At 71.2% G+C, this 18017-nt stretch carries 14 protein-coding genes, 1 tRNA gene and 1 CRISPR repeat array; of the genes, 7 read left to right on the forward strand and 8 right to left on the reverse strand.

The features are described from left to right. Window positions 1-235 precede the first annotated feature (235 nt). On the reverse strand, window positions 236-1255 hold the full coding sequence (locus tag ACFXAZ_RS08020) for a LysR family transcriptional regulator (RefSeq protein WP_384586494.1): 1020 nt from the start codon (window positions 1253-1255) through the stop codon (window positions 236-238). A 198-nt stretch (window positions 1256-1453) separates the two neighbouring features. Further along, window positions 1454-2080 carry a TetR family transcriptional regulator gene (locus tag ACFXAZ_RS08025; protein ID WP_384586496.1) on the reverse strand — a complete coding sequence of 209 codons (627 nt, stop codon included), beginning with the start codon at window positions 2078-2080 and terminating at the stop codon, window positions 1454-1456. A 177-nt stretch (window positions 2081-2257) separates the two neighbouring features. Here ACFXAZ_RS08025 and ACFXAZ_RS08030 point away from each other — a divergent pair, with 177 nt between their 5' ends. Then, complete coding sequence (locus ACFXAZ_RS08030; protein WP_384586498.1) at window positions 2258-3766, forward strand: aldehyde dehydrogenase family protein; 1509 nt, start codon at window positions 2258-2260, stop codon at window positions 3764-3766. A 427-nt stretch (window positions 3767-4193) separates the two neighbouring features. On the opposite strand, the gene ACFXAZ_RS08035 is transcribed toward ACFXAZ_RS08030, so the two are convergent. Continuing rightward, on the reverse strand, window positions 4194-5096 hold the full coding sequence (locus ACFXAZ_RS08035; protein WP_384586500.1) for a LysR family transcriptional regulator: 903 nt from the start codon (window positions 5094-5096) through the stop codon (window positions 4194-4196). 269 nt (window positions 5097-5365) lie between these two features. Here ACFXAZ_RS08035 and ACFXAZ_RS08040 point away from each other — a divergent pair, with 269 nt between their 5' ends. Beyond that, a complete protein-coding gene (locus tag ACFXAZ_RS08040) occupies window positions 5366-6466 on the forward strand; it encodes a M20 family metallopeptidase (RefSeq protein ID WP_384586502.1) in 1101 nt (366 codons plus the stop codon). 74 nt (window positions 6467-6540) lie between these two features. Next, window positions 6541-6984 (forward strand): hypothetical protein, encoded by a 444-nt coding sequence (locus ACFXAZ_RS08045; RefSeq protein WP_384586504.1) that lies wholly within the window; start codon window positions 6541-6543, stop codon window positions 6982-6984. Between the two features lie 872 nt (window positions 6985-7856). Further along, window positions 7857-8129: direct repeats of the CRISPR family, unit length 29 nt; unit sequence GCGGTCCCCGCGCATGCGGGGGTGGTCCC. A 65-nt stretch (window positions 8130-8194) separates the two neighbouring features. On the opposite strand, the gene ACFXAZ_RS08050 is transcribed toward ACFXAZ_RS08045, so the two are convergent. Beyond that, entirely contained in the window at window positions 8195-8851 is a 657-nt protein-coding gene (locus ACFXAZ_RS08050; RefSeq protein WP_384586528.1) for a GntR family transcriptional regulator, read from the reverse strand. Window positions 8852-9071: 220 nt separating this feature from the next. On the opposite strand from ACFXAZ_RS08050, the gene ACFXAZ_RS08055 reads away from it, so the two are divergent. Then, window positions 9072-9662 (forward strand): hypothetical protein, encoded by a 591-nt coding sequence (locus ACFXAZ_RS08055; protein ID WP_384586506.1) that lies wholly within the window; start codon window positions 9072-9074, stop codon window positions 9660-9662. Between the two features lie 455 nt (window positions 9663-10117). On the opposite strand, the gene ACFXAZ_RS08060 is transcribed toward ACFXAZ_RS08055, so the two are convergent. Next, window positions 10118-10191, reverse strand: a tRNA-Thr gene (locus ACFXAZ_RS08060). 212 nt (window positions 10192-10403) lie between these two features. On the opposite strand from ACFXAZ_RS08060, the gene ACFXAZ_RS08065 reads away from it, so the two are divergent. The 3 genes from ACFXAZ_RS08065 to ACFXAZ_RS08075 all read left to right on the forward strand — a co-directional run bounded on the left by ACFXAZ_RS08065 (window position 10404) and on the right by ACFXAZ_RS08075 (window position 13137). Further along, window positions 10404-11492 carry an ABC transporter ATP-binding protein gene (locus tag ACFXAZ_RS08065; protein WP_384586508.1) on the forward strand — a complete coding sequence of 363 codons (1089 nt, stop codon included), beginning with the start codon at window positions 10404-10406 and terminating at the stop codon, window positions 11490-11492. A 243-nt stretch (window positions 11493-11735) separates the two neighbouring features. Beyond that, the gene (locus tag ACFXAZ_RS08070) at window positions 11736-12188 is read left to right on the forward strand and encodes a hypothetical protein (RefSeq protein ID WP_384586530.1); all 453 of its coding nucleotides are present in this window, start codon (window positions 11736-11738) and stop codon (window positions 12186-12188) included. Between the two features lie 214 nt (window positions 12189-12402). After that, window positions 12403-13137 carry an NDP-sugar synthase gene (locus tag ACFXAZ_RS08075; RefSeq protein ID WP_384586510.1) on the forward strand — a complete coding sequence of 245 codons (735 nt, stop codon included), beginning with the start codon at window positions 12403-12405 and terminating at the stop codon, window positions 13135-13137. 401 nt (window positions 13138-13538) lie between these two features. Here the strand turns inward: ACFXAZ_RS08075 and ACFXAZ_RS08080 are convergent, their stop codons facing one another. The 3 genes from ACFXAZ_RS08080 to cysS all read right to left on the reverse strand — a co-directional run bounded on the left by ACFXAZ_RS08080 (window position 13539) and on the right by cysS (window position 17941). Further along, window positions 13539-15350 carry a DoxX family membrane protein gene (locus ACFXAZ_RS08080; protein ID WP_384586512.1) on the reverse strand — a complete coding sequence of 604 codons (1812 nt, stop codon included), beginning with the start codon at window positions 15348-15350 and terminating at the stop codon, window positions 13539-13541. A gap of 117 nt (window positions 15351-15467) precedes the next feature. Next, window positions 15468-16409, reverse strand: coding sequence for a 23S rRNA (guanosine(2251)-2'-O)-methyltransferase RlmB (rlmB, locus tag ACFXAZ_RS08085; protein WP_384586514.1), 942 nt, complete (start codon window positions 16407-16409; stop codon window positions 15468-15470). A gap of 131 nt (window positions 16410-16540) precedes the next feature. Beyond that, a complete protein-coding gene (gene cysS, locus ACFXAZ_RS08090; protein ID WP_384586516.1) occupies window positions 16541-17941 on the reverse strand; it encodes a cysteine--tRNA ligase in 1401 nt (466 codons plus the stop codon). Window positions 17942-18017: the final 76 nt, after the last annotated feature.

Here is an 18017-nt window from a genome sequence, read left to right on the forward strand (position 1 = left end):
TCGCTGCCGTTTCGCTGTCATGCCGCTGCAACACGGTCGATCAGGCGGGGACGCCGGGGGAAGACGAATCTGGCGATGCGGGACATAGAGCGGGGCTATACGGAAGGGCGCGGGCTCCGGATGGGGAGGCGCCGAATGTACGAGGGCGCGCGGCCGTACGAGGGCGCGCGAGCCGTACGAGGGCGCGCGGACCCTACGAGGCTGCACGAGCCGTACGAGAACGCGCCGACCGGCGTCAGGGCGGCGCGACGACCGCCCGCTGGTCCCTGGAGCCGACGCCCGTCTCCGCCGGACGCGTCGACCCGCCGACGAGGTCGAACCCCGGCACACCCGCCGCCACCTCCGCCGCCGCCCGGCGCAACACCGCACGCAGCCAGCGATGCGCCCGGTCCTGGGCGAGACGCGGATGCCACCAGAAGGCCTGCCGGACCTCGCCGACCGGGAACGGGGGCGCGAAGACGCGCAGCCGGTGAAGGTCCCGGGCGCGTTCGGCCAGGGACCGGTGGACCAGCGCCACCCGGTCCGTCCCCTCGATGAACGCCGGCACCGCGGAGAACGTCCCGACGGTGACCACGGCACGCGGGGCGATCCCGGCGAACCGCAGTTGCCGCATCACGATCGACGTCCCCGGATCCGCCACCGCCGGGAACCGGTCGGCGTACACCACCCAGGGCAGCGCGGCCAGCGCCCGTGGATCGGGGGCCGCACCGACCCGCCGGTTGTCCCGGCTGGTGATGCACCGCCATTCGGTGCGCAGCAGATCGAGGTGCGGGGGCCCGCTCAGCACCCCGTGGGGCGCCAGCATCCCGTCCACGCTCCGCAGCCCCTCCAACGGATCCTCGGGCTCCCAGCCGCGCAAAAGCTCGAACCGGACGGAGGCCAGCGGGGCCGCCTCGCTGACCAGCCGACTGAGCGCCGGTCCCATGACGTCCAGCCAGAAGTCGCTGGCCAGCAGCCTGAACTCGCGGCGCGAAGCAGCGGGCTCGAAGGCCGTACGGTGGCCGAAGACCCCTTCGAGACCGGCGATCGCCCCGGCCACGGCGGGCCGCAGCTCCTCGGCCAGTGCCGTCAGTTCGTAACGGCTGCCCCGGCGCCGCAGCAGCTCATCCCCGAAGTGCCGGCGCAGCCGGGCCAGCGCCGCGGACATGGAGGGCTGGCTCACGGCCAGTTCCTCGGCGGCCCCCGAGACACTGCGGTGCGAGAGCAGCGCGTCGAGATGGACCAGCAGGTTGAGATTGAGGCTACGGAGTTCCATGGAACCCCTCTCCCTTCCCCTCCCGTAACCCCCCGCTACGACCGCTACCTCCGCTCCTCCCCCTCTACGACCGCTACCTCCGCCGCTCCCCCACTACAACCGTCACCTCCGCCGCTCCCCCACTACAACCGTCACCTCCGCCGCTCCCCCACTACAACCGTCACCTCCGCCGCTCCCCCACTACGTCCGCCACTGCCCTCACTCCCGTCCGGCCGCCGCCGCACCCGGGTCGCCCGGGGTGGCGAGCTGCCGGGCTGCCCGCACGACGGCGTCCCGGCGGTGAGCGCGTGAGTCCCGCCCGCCCGTGTCCTCGGCGGACAGCATGCGGGCCATCTGCGGAACGGCCGACCAGTAGCCGGTCAGCGCGATGAGCAGGAAGACCAGGTGCGCGGGCGCGAGGGAGTCATCCACCAGCCCGGCCCGCTGCGCCGCCTCGACGGCCCGCACCTTGCCGGTGTACAGCGCGGTACGGTCCGCCTCGCCCGGCACACTGCCGGTGTCGGCCAGCCCCTCCCACAGCACCAGCCGGGCCACGTCCGGCCGGTCCTGCTGATAGTCGAAGGCCCGACCGGCGAACTCGGCCAGGTCCTCGGCGCCGGTCACGTGCTGGAGCGGCACATCGGCGGCGAGGCTGTCCAGCTCACGGCGGACGACGGTCGCGAACAGCGCCTCTTTGTCGCCGAAGTAGTTGTACACGCGCTCGCGGTTGACTCCGGCGCCCTTGGCGATCCGGTCGATGGTCGTGCCGGAGGGCCCGTACCGCGCGAACTCGGCCAGCGCGGCCTCATGGATCCGACGCTTCGTTCCTTCGACATCCCAAGCCATGCGCAGACCCTACCCCAACACCAGCGTTGCAGTTGGAGATATGGAGGCGTAGGGTCGGACCCAGAGAAATCCAACACAAGTGTTGGATTCAGGGCGCGACAGATCCACCCCCTCCACCCCGCCCCCCCCGCCCCCCTCCACCCCCGCCGATCGATCAATCGATGTCGAGGAGAAACCATGAAGGACGCAGCCCTCCGCACAGACACCCCCCTCCACACAGACACCCCCCTCCGCACCACCCGCTGGTCCTCGGACCGCGAGGAGGACCGTTTCGCCGTGGACGATCCGGCCACCGGCCGCCCGCTGGCGTGGGTGCAGGGCGCAGGTGACGCCGAGGTCGACGGCGCCGTACGCGCCGCGCACGAGGGTTTCCGCTCGTGGAGCCGCCGTACCCCCGCGGAGCGCGGCCGACTGCTCCTGGAGGTCGCGAAAGAGATCCGTTCCCACGTCGGGGAACTCGCCGAACTGGAGTCCCGGGAGAACGGCAAGCCCCGTGGCCAGGCCCTGTTCGACCTGGAGGCATGTATCGCGTGCTTCGAACTCTTCGCCGGTCTCACCCACGACATGCCCGGCTCCGTAAGGGATTCCGGTTTCGCCCTGGACGTGACCTCGCTCCAGCCCTTCGGCGTGATCGGCGGGATCATCCCCTTCAACTGGCCGCCGATCCACACGGCGGGCAAGACCGCTCCGGCCCTCGCCGCCGGGAACGCCGTCGTGCTGAAGCCGCCGGAGCAGGCCCCGCTGACCGTGCTGCGGCTGGCCGAGATCATCCGGTCCGTCCTGCCCGACGACGTCGTGCACGTCGTCCCCGGCAAGGGGTCCGTGGGCGCCGCCCTGGCGGGCCACCCCTTGGTGCGCAAGCTGTCCTTCACCGGCGCCCCCACCACCGGTTCGGCCGTCCTCAGGACGGCAGCGGAGCACCTGACCCCCACCCTGATGGAACTGGGCGGCAAGAACCCGCTGCTGGTCTTCGAGGACGCCGACCTCGAAGCGGCCGTCGCCGGGGCGGTCGAGGGCGGCTACTTCAACCAGGGGGAAGCCTGTACGGCGGCGTCCCGCCTGCTGGTCCACCGCCCGGTCCACGACGAGGTCGTCGAACGCCTCGGCCGGGCCGTCGCCAGGCTCAAGGTCGGCCGGGGCCTGGACGAGGCCACCCACGTGGGCCCCTTGGTCACCCGGGCCCAGCAGCGGCGCGTCCTGGACTACATCGGCGTCGGGGTGAGGGAGGGCGCCAAGATCATCGCGCAGGCCGCGCTGCCGACGGACCCCGACCTGGCGGACGGCTTCTACGTACCCCCCACCCTTCTCACCGCCGTCCGCCCGGACATGCGCGTCGCGAGGGAGGAGATCTTCGGCCCGGTGGTGTGCGTGATCCCCTTCGACGGCGAGTCCGAGGCGATCGAGATCGCCAACGGCACCGACTTCGGGCTGGTGGCGAGCGTCTACACCGCCGACAGCGCACGGGCCCTGCGCGTCAGCCGGGCCATCGAGGCGGGCGTCGTGTTCATCAACAACTACAACCGGGCGATGATGGGAACACCGTTCGGCGGCACGAAGCACAGCGGCTACGGCCGCGAGCACGCCGCCGAGACGCTACGGGAGTTCAGCTACAGCAAGACGGTCAGGCTGCCGTCCGGAACCCGCCCGATCCCCCGCTGGACGGCGGTGACGGAGGTCCTGGACTGACCCCCTGACCTGCAAGAACACCACCCACCCGGCCGTGCGCGCCGGTACGTCCGCTCCAGCGTGCAAGGCGGGGAGCACGACGTACCCATGGGGCAGCAGTCCCGAACCCTGGAAGTGCCGGGCCGCCGCCGATGCCGTCCAGGGGGCACGGGCCCGCCCCGGCACCCGTGCGGTGGGAAACCAGACCCTGCACGCCGCGTCCAGGGTGGCGGGACGGAGCCGAGGCCGGGGCTGGGGCCGGGGCCGGGCTCCCCGAGCGACTGTCACGGACGGACGCTCCGCCCCCTCCGATGTGTCGTCATGACGCGAGCCCGCTGACCGATGTACGCCCTCACCACTGCCACCACTGCCGTCTGTCACCGGCATACCTGACAGATGTCACGTACGTACTTCCACCTGGGCGCGCACCCGGCCCCCGCACCGGAACTCACACCGCGGCGGACCGCGAGGAGCCCGCGGTGGAGCGAAGCAGCCCCTCCAACTCCCGTGCGGCCGGGAGCGGGGTGGCGGGCCGGGCCACGTGGATGGTGCGGCGCAGGGCCGGGTCGGTGAGGCGGCGCAGGACGATGTCGCCGGGGACCGCCCAGGCGGCCAGTGAGGGCACCAGTGCCACGCCGAGCCCGGCGGCCACGTAGCCGAACTTCCCGGTCCACTCGGCGATCCGGATGATCTTTTTGGGGGCACCGCCGACGCGGGCCCAGGCGTCGGCGAGCAGCGTGGGCCGGTCGCCGTACGCGTGCTGGAGCCATGCCTCGTCGCTCAGTTCGACCAGGTCGACCGGCCCGCCCGAGGCGAGCCGGTGCCCGGCCGGGAGGGCGACGAGCAGTTCGTCGTCGCACAGCACGGCCGTCGTCACCCCGTCGGCGGAGGGCAGCCCGTACGGGTAGTCACTGATGACGGCGAGATCCAGCGCCCCGTCCGCGAGGCGCTCCATCAGCCCGGCGCTCGGGGCCTCGACCACGACGGTCTCGACCTCCGGTCTGGCCTCCCCCAACGCCCGCAGGGCGGCGGGCAACAGAGAAATATGGGCCGTGGCGAACGCCCCCACGTGCAACAGCCCGCCCTGCCCGGCGTGGAGCACGGCGAGTTCCCGCTCGGCCCGCGCCAGCCGGCCGAGCACCTCCAGGGCATGCCGGTGCAGCACCCGCCCGGCCGGGCTGAGCCGCACACCGCGCGGCAGCCGCTCGAACAGCGCTCCGCCCGCCCGCTGTTCGAGGGCGGCGATACGCCGTGACACGGCGGACTGGGTGTAGTTGAGCCGGACGGCCGCGCTGGTGAACGACCCGGTCTCGGCAACAGCCACCAGCACCCGCAAAGCCTCGGTCTCCATGGCCCCTCCCCAACCCCCGTCCCTCAGCGCTCATCGTGCCGCAACCCATGCTGCTGGCGCATGGACCCCATGCAATCCCCTCGCTGGTGACATGCCGTGAACGGCCCTACCGTCGTCGGGACGGCGACGGCACCCCCGCGACGAGCGGAACGCCCGCCCCCTCCACCACCCCACGAGACCCCAGGGAGACGCATGCCCCGGACACCGAACCAACCGCTGCGGCAAGTTGAGGAGCGGTGAGCCGGCGATGTGGGCCCTCGCTGCCTGCGATGCTGGCCGATCTGGAGGAACTGGTCGGCTGCGAATCCTTCTCCGCGGATCACGCGGCGCTGGCCCGTAGCGCCGAGGTGGTCGGGTCCCTCGGCACCCGGCTGACCGGGGCGGAACCCGATCTGATCGTGCTCGACGGGGTGAGCCATCTGCGCTGGACCTTCGGCGCCCCGCGGGTACTGCTGCTCGGCCATCACGACACGGTGTGGCCGATCGGCTCCCTCCGCACCCACCCCTGGTCGGTGACGGCGGGGACGGCCCGGGGCCCCGGGGTGCTGGACATGAAGGGGGGCCTGGTGATGCTCTTCCACGCGCTGGCGTCCCTGCCCACCCTGGACGGGGTGTGCGTCCTGATCAACGGGGACGAGGAGATCGGCTCCCCGACCTCACGCCGGTTGATCGAGGAGACCGCGCGGAGCTGCGCCGCCACCCTCGTACTGGAACCGGCGGCGGACGACCGGGGCACGCTCAAGACGGCCCGCAAGGGCGCCTCCCGCTACGAGGTCGAGATCCAGGGCAGGGCAGCGCACGCGGGTCTGGAGCCGCACCGCGGGATCAACGCGTCGGTGGAGGCGGCGCACCAGATCCTGGCCCTGGCCTCGATCAACGCCTCAGCACAAGCGGAGGCCGCCGACTCCCCGCTGGACGCAACCACCGTGACCCCGACGCTGCTGTCGGCGGGCACCTCGCGCAACACGGTGCCGGCCCGCGCAAGGGTCTCGGTGGACGTACGCACACCGACCAGGGCCGCACAGAACCGGATCGACACCCTCATAAGACAACTGACGCCGAAAACGCCAGGCGCCCGCCTGCACATCACGGCCGGCGCCCGCCGACCCCCCATGGAGCCCAGCTCCTCCGCCACACTCATGGCCCTGGCGACCGAAATCGCCGCGGAACTGGGCCAGGCCCCCCTGCACGGCCAGGCCGTGGGTGGCGCCTCGGACGGCAACCACACGGCGGCGACGGGCTGTCCGACCCTGGACGGCCTGGGCGCGGTGGGCGAGGGCGCGCACGCGGACAACGAGTACGCGGTCATCGACCAACTGATCCCACGCACCCGCCTCATCGCGGAACTCATCAAGCGGACAACATCATGAAGGCGCCCCGATTCCAAAGACTCACCACCAGAAACCGCCGAAGGCAGCCGCCCCCCGGACCTGACGGCCATCCAGTGGTCGGCCTGCCAGGCGCCCTCACCCAATTCGCCCTGCGCTCCCTCACCCTCCTGGCCGCCGCCCTGCTGACCGCGCTGGCCTTCCTCCGCCCCGAGGCCGCCCTCCTCAAGGCCACGCTGACCATCACCGTCGTACTGATCCCGTACGCCCTGCGCAGGGCATGGCGCGCCCTCATGACCCACAACGGAGGCAGCAGATGCTTTCTCCACCCGGACGGCCTGACCCTCACCACGATCTTCGGCGGAGTCCGGTCCACGGTGACCTGGCGGAACGCCCTCACCCTGAAACGTATGACCCACGTGTCCCTGCTCATGGCCGTCCACCGAGTCGAAATAACCCACCAGGGCCGCCGCCCCCTGACCTTCATCGCCCTGGGCACAGAGCCCGAACTGATCACGAGGCTGGAGGCAGCGGCGGCCCAGCAGGGCCTGCGTCACTAAAGCACCCCGAGGACACCGAGCCCCCTGTCGGATTCGAACCGACGACCCTCGCTTTGCAGGTGGGGGGGAATCTTGCCAGGAGGCGCCGGGTGCTGCTGCCGCGTGACGCTGTTCTCACTGATCACCGCCCTGCGGCCTGCCTCGCGGTCCAGCTCGTGACACCTCGCGCGGCATGGTCCGCTCACGCGCCAACGGGCCGCCGACCTGACCACTGCTCCCTCCGGTCGGCTGACACCTTGGACCATCGGTCCCCCGTCAGGGGCCTCCGACTTCAGTACCTGAAAACCGCTGGCGCCGGGACTCGGCGGTACACGAACCCGCGGCACCAAGTCTCGATCCGCGCCAGAAAGACCGCGCCTCCCACCGCCCAGGACGCCCTCATCCCCGACTCGGCAGAAGGACGAGGCGATCGAGCTGACTGAGGGACTGGGCTCTGGACGAGTCCCGGACGGCATCAACGCCTATACCGCCCTTGGGGCCGGCAGCAAACAGGGAAAACTGGCAACCGAGCGATAAACGACACCTTGGATCGACCCGTCCGAGCAACCTCCATGGGGAACCCCAGATCACCGCAGCGGCCCGGGGGCGCACGATGTGGGCAGATCCACGATGTCCAACAGTTCAACTGGCCGCCTTGCGCCCCAAGCGCGCTGCGGCCTGCTCGGTTACCTGTAACCCCACCATGCGCTCGAAAGATCCTGGCGGGACATCCCCCTTCACAACGCCCTCGGCAAGAATGGAGCCAGCAGCGAAGGAGGAGCCCGGCGGCAAGCACACAGAGGAGCAGATTGCCCCACATGCCCGCAAGGTCGAAATTTGGCAAAGTGGGTAAAATCCCTACCCACCACTAACAAAAGCGCAGGTCGACTCCTGCGGTCCCCGCGCATGCGGGGGTGGTCCCCAGCCTGGCCAGGTCGTCCGCCTCCCGCTCTCGCGGTCCCCGCGCATGCGGGGGTGGTCCCCCGATCCGGGAATCGGCTTGTTTAGCAGGAAGGCGGTCCCCGCGCATGCGGGGGTGGTCCCGCCTGGAGGATGCTCGCCCCGGAGGTCCACCCGCGGTCCCCGCGCATGCGGGGGTGGTCCCTACCTCGCACGTTCCATCGGCGGCACAGGCCAGTAGTCCCCGCGCAGCGGGGTGGTCCCGCCCCCTGCACAGCCCCGCGCAGGGGGCGCCTTGTCGTTCCTGGAGTGCGACTTAGTGCCGCACCCCTCAGTCGTCCGGCTCGATCCGGAAGTCAACGACAGTCGTGTCACCACGTCGCACGATCGGATGCGCCACCTCAACGATCCGGCCGGTATCGGCAATGTGCTTGCGGGTGTACCGCAGCACCGGCACGCCGCCTCCGTCTCGGTCGGCATCGCCGCGGTGAACGACTCCGTGAGAGCCGCAACCCGGATCCCGAGCGTGCCCAGCTGTGCCCGAGTGCCGCCCGGCCACGGATCGTTGATCGGGTCGGCGACCGGAGTACCAGCGACATCGGACCAGCGTACGTAGGACGTCGACATCGTGCGTCGGCTGGTCGTTGTCGTGGAACACGAAGTGCCGCGCAAGCGGCCGATCGCCGATCTCGCACTCGAACAGCGCGGCCAGTTCAGCGTCCGCCTGCACTTTCTCGAACCGTTTGTCGAGACGGTACTCGGACCAGCCGATTCCCTGGTCGCGGGTGTACGGCGTCGACGGCGCTCCGGGTGTGGCCCGGTAGCGGTCGGCCGCCATGCGGTGAACCGGCGGGCGGGGACGCACTCGTGTTCCGGCGCGGGCGCGGGTCTCGATCAGGCCCTCGTTGCGGAGCAGGGCGAGCGCGTTGCGGATCGTCATCTGTGAGACGTCGCCGTATTCGCGGCACAGTTCGGGGAGTGTCGGGATCTGATCCCCGGCCCGAACTCCCCGGCGGCGATCCGCAGGTACTCAGGCTGTGCCACCACGGCACCCCCATTCCGAGTGATCGACTCAATCTGAGGACACGTACTCTCCCGTCCCCTTGACCTGCGTCTGTGGACCACCGGCCGCGTGAAGCACCCGACGCCCCTGCTCTCGCGAACGAGCTGTACGTCGCCGTCCTCGGCCCGGCGCCCCCGTCATCGACATGCCCCTCTCCACCGCCGGGCCCCGCATCCGGATCACCGCACACGGCCCGGACCCGCTCCCTCTCATCAACGGCCTCGCCAACGCCACCGGACTTGCCTCCGACGAAGGCGGGGATCTGGGCCCAGTTCGGCGGCAACCGATGACCGGGTGGCCCGCCAGACCGTCGCCTGCCGCAGCACTGACCCGGGCGCAGTACTCCGGCTGGGACTGCTGCTGGTGCGGCAAACCCCTCAAGGAGGGGGGAGTCAGCGTCGGAATCGCGCGCGGCAGACTCGGCGCGCACGTCCTGGACATCGAGGTGTACGCCTGCCCGCCCGGCATCGGATGCGGGCCGCCCCACACCACACAGACCCCCGGCCCGGGCGGGCCATCCCCCACCGCAACAACCAGCGAAGGAGACCAGGACGAAGGCTGGCACGCCCTCATCCAGCACGGCCTCATCCAGCGACCCCACCAACTACGACCCGCCCATCCGCAGCTATGGGGACCACCGTCCGACAAAACCCTGGTATCCGTGGCCGCGAACTGCCAGCACGCCCCGGAGTGCACCATCGTCATCATTCCGAAGCCGGGCGGCGACGTCGTCTAGCCCCCCGACGAAGCAGGCATCGTGACCGAGTGGAACGATCCGCGGTATACGGACCTGATTGCCGCGTGGAGGCGCGCGCAGCAACCCGACTCTCGTGACCCGCAACAGGAACGGCCCGTGCGGGGCTTCGTCGTCCCGCCGAAGCCGTAGCGCACAGCACCAAACCGCGGCCCCGGCCGGCACCCGCTGACCGGGGCCGCATCGACTTCTCCAGCCGCAGACAGTTCGACCAGACCACCGCCCGCCCTCCGATGGGAGGCGGGGTTCGCTCACATCTACGGTGACCTGCGGAAACAGCATGATCATTTAGGTGATATTTAGGCGATGGACTCTGGTGGTGAGGGTGTTGGCACCCTGTAGCGAGGGTGTGGTGAGAGTGCGGAGCGGTGGCATGAAGAAGGCCCCGGACGCCCCCTGACCTGGGAGTTCCGGGACCTTTCCCCTGCTGGACGGTGAGCCCCCTGTCGGATTCGAACCGACGACCTTCGCTTTACAAGAGCGGCGCTCTGACCAGCTGAGCTAAGGAGGCGTGCGCGGGCGCGTGCTGCGCGTGCCCGTGCAGTGTACCCAGCTCGCCCGCCGGTCCCGTCGAAAATTTCCGCGAAGTTCACAGCCCCCGGGCTACTGACAGAACAGGTGAACGGAGGGTACCGTCCAGATTCGGTCCGCGTGTCGCGGATCTCTCCACCTTCCACAACGGATCGTCCGGCACGTTCCTGCCGGTAGAAGGGGGCCTCCACCATGGCCACTGTTACGTTCGACAAGGCGACCCGGATCTACCCGGGGTCCACGAAGCCCGCCGTAGACGCGCTGGAGATCGCGATCGAGGACGGCGAGTTCCTCGTCCTCGTCGGCCCGTCCGGCTGCGGCAAGTCCACCTCGCTCCGCATGCTCGCGGGGCTTGAGGACGTCAACGGCGGCACCATCCGCATCGGCGACCGCGACGTCACCCACCTGCCGCCGAAGGACCGGGACATCGCCATGGTGTTCCAGAACTACGCGCTGTACCCGCACATGACCGTCGCCGACAACATGGGCTTCGCCCTGAAGATCGCCGGCGTCAACAAGGCGGAGATCCGGCAGAAGGTCGAAGAGGCCGCGAAGATCCTCGACCTCACCGACTACCTGGACCGCAAGCCGAAGGCGCTCTCCGGCGGTCAGCGCCAGCGCGTCGCCATGGGCCGCGCGATCGTGCGTGAGCCGCAGGTCTTCCTCATGGACGAGCCGCTGTCCAACCTGGACGCCAAGCTCCGCGTCTCCACCCGTACGCAGATCGCCTCCCTCCAGCGCCGCCTCGGCATCACCACGGTCTACGTCACCCACGACCAGGTCGAGGCCCTGACGATGGGCGACCGTGTCGCGGTGCTCAAGGACGGGCTGCTCCAGCAGGTCGACACCCCGCGCAAGATGTACGACAAGCCCGAGAACCTCTTCGTCGCCGGCTTCATCGGCTCCCCGGCCATGAACCTGGTCGAGGTCCCGATCACCGACGGCGGCGTGAAGTTCGGCAACAGCATCGTGCCGATCGACCGCGAGGCGCTCTCCGCCACCACCGACAAGACGGTCACCGTCGGCATCCGCCCCGAGCACTTCGACGTGGCCGGCCCCGACTCCGACAAGGGCCTCGCGGTCACCGTGAACGTCGTCGAGGAACTCGGCGCCGACGCCTACGTCTACGGCACCGCCCAGCTCGACGACACCTCCAAGGACATCGTCGTCCGGGTCAACGGCCGTGAGGTCCCGGAGAAGGGCAGCCGTCTGCACGTCGTGCCCCGCGCCGGCGAGACCCACGTCTTCTCCACCTCGACCGGCGCCCGCCTGTCCGACTGATCCCGGCCCCCGGTCGGCTCCGGCCGGCCCCGCCGCGTGATCCGGCAACCCGGCGCCTCCCCGCCATCCGAACCGGTGCACCCCACGCGGCATGTTCAACGGAATCGGCCCCGCACACCTCCGTGCGGGGCCGTTTCGCGTCAACCCCTTACCCAAAAAAAGGCACCACTTCGTCCCCCGAACAGGTGACTAAATGTCGCCAAATCATCACCGGGCGCTACCCTCACTCGCGTGAAGCACTCCGTGAAGCACTCCACCACAGAAGCGACGCGCCGCAGCCGGGGACCCGCCCGCCGGATCGGCCGCTCCCTCGCCCTTGTCCTGCCCGTCCTCCTGGTGCTCTCCGGGACACTCGCGGTCACCCGCGTCAGCTGGTCGGGCAGCCCCGACAGCTCGATGCTCACCGCCGCCGACACCGCCGTGTCCGACGCCAAGCCGGCCGCCCCCCGCGCCCCCCACGAGGTGCTGCGCGACAAGCTGCTCGCCGAGGTCCAGGACAAGGACCCGGGCGTCGCCCTCACCCACCTCCAGGAGGCGGTGAACGCCCGTCCGTCGCTCGCCGAGCACTGCACGTCCATCGCCCGCTCCCTCGGCCACGCCGCGGTCCGTATCTACGGCTCCACCCGCGCCCAGGCCTTCGCCCGCCCCGTCTGCGACACCTCCTACGCCACCGGCGTCGTCGCCGCCCACGGCTGACCCCGGAGAAAGCCTCCGGTACGGGCCCCCAGTACGGGTCTTCCCCGGTACGGGCCTCCAGTACGGGCCTGGGAACAGGCGTCACAGCCTCGCCGCTGTGACGCCTGCCCGCGCCCAGCACCCCGTACAGCACCCCACACAGCCCGCCCGCCCCACGCCTCCGCGCCCCGCACAGCCCACCTACCCGCGCCACCCCGCCCCGTACAGTGCGGGCATGACCGATCCGCACGCCGCCGTCTCCCGCCCCGTCCAGGCCGTCGTTCTCGCCGGGGGCCAGGGGTCCCGGCTGCGCCCCTACACCGACGACCGGCCCAAGCCGATGGTCGAGATCCCCGGCACCGGAACGCCGATCATCGGCCATCAGCTCACCTGGCTCGCCGAGGAGGGCGTCACCGATGTGGTGATCAGCTGCGGTCACCTCGCCGACGTCCTCCAGACCTGGCTGGAGAGCGCCGAACTGCCCGTCCGGGTCACCACCGCCGTGGAGACCGAGCCGCTCGGCCGCGGCGGCGGCCTGAAGTTCGCCGCCACCCGGCTGCCCCACCCCGACCGGCCCTGGTACGCCACCAACGGCGACATCTGGACCCGCTTCTCCCTGCGGGACATGGCCGACTTCCACGCCGAACGGGACGCCGTAGCCACCCTCGCGCTCGCCCGTCCGCGCATCCCCTGGGGCGCCGTACAGACCGACGGCTTCGGCCACATCACCGACTTCATCGAGGCGCCACCCACCCAGTACGAGATCAACGCGGGCGTCTACGTCTTCGCGCCCGAGTTCGCCGGGTTGTTGCCGGAGCGGGGGGATCACGAGCGGACGACGTTTCCGCATCTCGCGCGGGAACGGCGGCTGGCCGGATTCACCATTCCGCAAGGCGCGTACTGGCGGGCCATCGACACGGCGAAGGATTTGAGCGAGGCCGCGAAGGAATTGGCGGCGCTCGGGCGTTGACGGCACGGCGAATCAGGGTTGCCGTCTTCGCCAACTGTCCTGTCGGGTCAGGTAGTTCGGCGGCTTTCCCGGTGTTGTGGTCGGTCGCGCAGTTCCCCGTTCCCCTTTAGGGCGCCGCCCATCCCACACCCGAGATCCCGCCCCAAACCCACAATCCCGAACACGCAATCCCCACCTGCACCATCCCACCCACGCCATCCCCGCACGCCCGATCCTCGCGCGCACCCAATCACCGCGCCCACCCAATCCTCACGCGCGCCCAATCCCCACGCACAAAAGCAGCCCCGCGCCCCGGCTACCAGCCAGGAATTCGCGGGGCTGCCTTTCGCCCGACGCCGAACGAGTGTTATCGCCATGTGGTCAGCCGGTGGGCGCGTTCAGCAGGTCGCCCACCGGCCCCTCTACCCCAACAGGCCGCCCACCAGTCCGGGCTGGCCGGACGAGGAAGAGCCGTTCTCGGGGGCACCGCCGGGGGCGCCGTCGGAGCCGCCGGTCGAGCCGGCGGCCGGGTCGCTCGCGGGGCCGCCCGAAGCCGGGCCCGTGGTGGAGCTGGGCGCCTGCTGCTCCGGCACGGTCTGCTGCGGCGGAGCCTGTCCGCCCCCCGTGCCCTGCGTCTGGCTCGGGGCGCCGCCCGTCACCGTCTCCGCCTCCTGCGTGGCACCCGGCGTCGTCGCCGCGCCCGCGGTGGGCGCGGCCGACGTGGCACCCTGCGTGGGCGCCGACGTGGACGCCGACGGCGAACCGCTCGCCCGGCGTTCGTCGGGCTCCCCGGGCAGCGGGGAACCCGGCAGTTCGTTGCGCGGGGCCTCGCCGGGGCCGGGGACGACCACCCGGTCGGCGTCCCGGACCGCGCCGCCGAGCAGCGAGCCGATCAGCAGGGTGAGGCCGGTGACGATCACCGTGATCAGCGCGCCCCGCCGCAGCACATAGCGGCGCAGGTCCCACAGGTCGGCGCGGGGACCGAGACGGCGCCAGGCGCTGCCCGCGAGCCGGCCGTCCACGGAGTAGACGGGCGCGCCCGCGATGATCAGCGGCGACCAGGCGGCGAGGTAGATGATGTCGGGCGTGTCATAGGCGGGGACGGTCTTCCAGCTGACCGTGACGAGCAGCGCCGCGGAGAGCAGCGCGCCGACCACCGCGGCGACCCGCTGCCAGCAGCCCAGGACCGTGAGCACGCCCACGATGACCTGGAGGAAGGCGATCACCAGACCGGCGCCGACCGGGTGCTCCAGGGCGAACTGGCGCAGCGGCTCGGCGACCTGCCACGGGTGCAGGGTGTTGAGCCACTTCACCATCGAGCCGCGCTCGCCGCCGTCGAAGTACACGGGGTCGCAGAGCTTGCCCATCCCGGCGTAGATGGAGATGAAGCCGAGGAAGATGCGCAGCGGGAGCAGGACGACGCCGAGGTTCATCCGGCGGCCGGGGTAGTAGGCGTGCCGTGCGGGGTCGTCGCCCCGCTTGGCGCGGGTACCGGCGGTGGACCGCGGGTCGGTGCCGTCGTCCGTGAACTCCTCGTCGTCGTAGGGGGGCTGACGGTAGAGGGGGTCGCGGTAGGGGGATTCGTCGTCGACGCTGCCGACCGTGCGCATGTTCGGCAGCAACCGGGTGCCGTCGCCGTGCCTGCGCTGGGCGCCGACGACCGGCGTCTCGACGGTCTGCGTCAGCTCGTCCTCGCCGTAGCCCTCGTAGGCCTCATAGCCCTCGTAGCCCACGTGGGTCTCGTAGCCCTCGCGTCCGGCCGGGGCCTGGACGCGGGGGATGACCTGGGTCGAGCCGGTGTCGGTGAGGGATTCGTCGGGGTGGCGGACGCCCGCGCTGCGCACGGCCTGGAGCAGACGGTGGGCGCCGGTGTCGTCGGGGGCCGAACGGCCGCTCCAGACGACCGGGCGGCGCCGGGCCGCGGCACCCGCCTCGGCGGTTCCACCCATGGCCGGCGCGGCGTTCGCGGCGCCCATCCGGGCGGTGGCATCACCGGCGGGCGAGTACCGTGCCGCGCGCGGCGGCTGGGAGCGTCGCGAGGAGGCGCCCAACTGCACGCGGAAGCTGGCGTGATTGACGATGACCTGCGCCGGATCGCTCGGCACCTTCACCATGCTCAACGCGGGAACGTCGTCGACCCCGGAGCCGAATCCGGGGCCGGTGCCGAATCCGGAGCTGAACCCCGACGAGCGGTCCCCCGTGGGTGTGCGGGGTGTTCTGGTGTCCACACTCATCTAACCGAGTGACATGCGCTGAGGACACTGCTTCGACCTGCCGGATGTGTCCGGACCCCGTCAAGCTTGTCGCGGACGCCGGAATTAACCCGTACGGGTGGTCCGGCGCACGCACGTTCAGCTCCGGCGGCGCGCCGCCTCGTACAGTACGATCCCGGCCGCCACACCGGCGTTGAGCGACTCCGCGCCGCCCGGCATCGGGATCCGTACCCGCACGTCGCAGGTCTCGCCGACCAGCCGCGACAGCCCCTTGCCCTCGCTGCCGATGACGATCACGACCGGGCCGCCCAGCGCCGCCACCTCGCCGATCTCCGCCTCACCGTCGGCGGCCAGCCCCACGACCACCATCCCGGCCTTCTTGTACGACTCCAGCGCGCGCGTCAGATTCGTCGCCCGGGCGACGGGCGTACGGGCCGCGGCCCCGGCCGATGTCTTCCACGCGCCGGCCGTCATCCCGGCCGCGCGCCGCTCGGGCACGACCACCCCGTGACCGCCGAAGGCCGACACGGACCGGACGACGGCACCGAGGTTGCGCGGGTCGGTCACCCCGTCGAGGGCGACGATCAGCGGGTCCCGGCCCTCGTCGGCGGCCTCGGCGGCGAGATCCTCGGGGTGCGCGTACTCGTACGGCGGCACCTGGAGCACCAGGCCCTGGTGGTTGAGGCCGTTGGTCATCCGGTCCAGCTCGGGGCGCGGGGCCTCCATGAGGTTGATCCCGCCGCGCTCGGCGGCCAGCTGGAGCGCCTCGCGCACCCGCTCGTCGTTGTCGACGAACTGCTGGACGTACAGCGTCGACGCGGGCACGCCCTCGCGCAGCGCCTCGACCACCGAGTTGCGCCCGACGACCAGCTCGGAGGTGCTCCGGCCGCCGCCCTTGCGCTGCGGGGCGCGGCTGGTCGTGCGCCGGGTCTTCGCCTGCGCGGCGCGCTGCTTGGCGTGTCCCTTGCGCATCTCGGCGGGCGGCGTCGGCCCCTTGCCCTCCAGACCCCGGCGTCGCTGGCCGCCACTGCCGACCTGCGCGCCCTTCTTGCCGGACATGCGGCGGTTGTTCGCGGCCATGATCTACCTGCCTAGGGGATTGAGTACTGCGTATGTCTGTGCAGTGTGCCGCCCGCGGGGGCGGACGGCACCCGCGGGGTACCGGGAGTTCCGGGTCGGTCGTGCGGGTCGGGTCGGGTCGGTCGTGCGGGTCAGCGCGGGCCGAGGCTCCAGCGTGGTCCCTGCGGGCTGTCCTCGATCGCCAGTCCCGCCTGTCCCAGCTGGTCCCGGATGGCGTCGGCGGTGGCCCAGTCCTTACGGGCGCGCGCCGCCTCCCGCTGGTCCAGCACCAGCCGTACGAGGCTGTCGACGACGCCGTGGAGATCCTCGCCCTGGTCGCCCTCCCCGGCCCACTGGGGGTCCAGCGGGTCCAGGCCGAGCACCCCGAGCATGGCGCGGACCTCGGAGAGCCGGGCGACCGCGCTCTCCTTGTCGTCGGCGGCCAGCGCGCTGTTGCCCTGGCGGACCGTGTTGTGCACGACGGCCAGCGCCTGCGGCACGCCCAGGTCGTCGTCCATCGCCTCGGCGAACGCGGGCGGCACCTCGGCGGCGGGCTCGACCGGACCGCCGGACAGCTCCATCACGCGCTGCACGAAGCCCTCGATCCGCGCGAACGCGGACTCGGCCTCGCGCAGGGCCTCCTCGCTGTACTCGATGGTGGAGCGGTAGTGCGGGGTGCCCAGGTAGTAGCGGAGGATGATCGGGCGCCAGGCCTTGACCATCTCGCTCACCAGCACGGAGTTGCCGAGCGACTTCGACATCTTCTCGCCGCTCATGGTGACCCAGGCGTTGTGCACCCAGTAGGCGGCGAAGTCGTCGCCGTAGCCGCGGGCCTGGGCGATCTCGTTCTCGTGGTGCGGGAAGATCAGGTCGATGCCGCCGCCGTGGATGTCGAAGGCCGGGCCCAGGTACTTGTGGGCCATCGCCGAGCACTCCAGGTGCCAGCCGGGACGGCCCCGGCCCCACGGCGTCTCCCAGCTGGGCTCGCCCGGCTTGGCCGCCTTCCACATGGCGAAGTCGCGCGGGTCCCGCTTGCCGGTCTCGCCGTCCTCGGCAGGCTGGCGCAGCCCGTCCAGATCCTGCCGGGACAGGGAGAGATAGCCGGGCAGCGACCGCACGTCGAAGTAGACGTTGCCGTCGGCCTCGTAGGCGTGGCCGCGCTCGATCAGGCCGCGCATCATCTCGATCATCTCGGTGATGTGACCGGTGGCCCGGGGCTCGTACGTGGGCGGCAGGCAGCCGAGGGCGCGGTAGCCGTCGTTGAACGCGCGCTCGTTCTCGTACCCGATGGACCACCAGTGGCGGCCCTGTTCGGCCGCCTTCCGGATGATCTTGTCGTCGATGTCGGTGACGTTGCGGATGAACGTCACCTCATAGCCGCGGTACTCGAACCAGCGGCGCAGGATGTCGAAGTTCAGCCCCGATCGGATGTGGCCGATGTGCGGGGCCGCCTGCACGGTGGCACCGCACAGGTAGATCGAGACACAGCCCGGCGTGAGCGGGGTGAAGTCACGGATCTGCCGGGCGTTGGTGTCGTACAGGCGAATGGTCACGCGTCCAGGGTAGTGGGCGGTGGGATGTGCGGAGCGCCGTAGGGGGTTTTGCGCGGTGAGCCCGGTGGGTGCAGCC

Source organism: Streptomyces sp. NPDC059477 (assembly GCF_042749375.1).
Lineage (GTDB): Bacteria > Actinomycetota > Actinomycetes > Streptomycetales > Streptomycetaceae > Streptomyces.

Excerpts from the sequence above, each read along its gene's own strand:
- ACFXAZ_RS08020 (WP_384586494.1), bottom strand. The coding sequence starts at position 1,255 with ATGGAACTCCGTAGCCTCAATCTCAACCTGCTGGTCCATCTCGACGCG.
- ACFXAZ_RS08025 (WP_384586496.1), bottom strand. The coding sequence starts at position 2,080 with ATGGCTTGGGATGTCGAAGGAACGAAGCGTCGGATCCATGAGGCCGCG.
- ACFXAZ_RS08030 (WP_384586498.1), top strand. The coding sequence starts at position 2,258 with ATGAAGGACGCAGCCCTCCGCACAGACACCCCCCTCCACACAGACACC.
- ACFXAZ_RS08035 (WP_384586500.1), bottom strand. The coding sequence starts at position 5,096 with ATGGAGACCGAGGCTTTGCGGGTGCTGGTGGCTGTTGCCGAGACCGGG.
- ACFXAZ_RS08040 (WP_384586502.1), top strand. The coding sequence starts at position 5,366 with ATGCTGGCCGATCTGGAGGAACTGGTCGGCTGCGAATCCTTCTCCGCG.
- ACFXAZ_RS08055 (WP_384586506.1), top strand. The coding sequence starts at position 9,072 with ATGCCCCTCTCCACCGCCGGGCCCCGCATCCGGATCACCGCACACGGC.
- ACFXAZ_RS08065 (WP_384586508.1), top strand. The coding sequence starts at position 10,404 with ATGGCCACTGTTACGTTCGACAAGGCGACCCGGATCTACCCGGGGTCC.
- ACFXAZ_RS08075 (WP_384586510.1), top strand. The coding sequence starts at position 12,403 with ATGACCGATCCGCACGCCGCCGTCTCCCGCCCCGTCCAGGCCGTCGTT.
- ACFXAZ_RS08080 (WP_384586512.1), bottom strand. The coding sequence starts at position 15,350 with ATGAGTGTGGACACCAGAACACCCCGCACACCCACGGGGGACCGCTCG.
- rlmB (WP_384586514.1), bottom strand. The coding sequence starts at position 16,409 with ATGGCCGCGAACAACCGCCGCATGTCCGGCAAGAAGGGCGCGCAGGTC.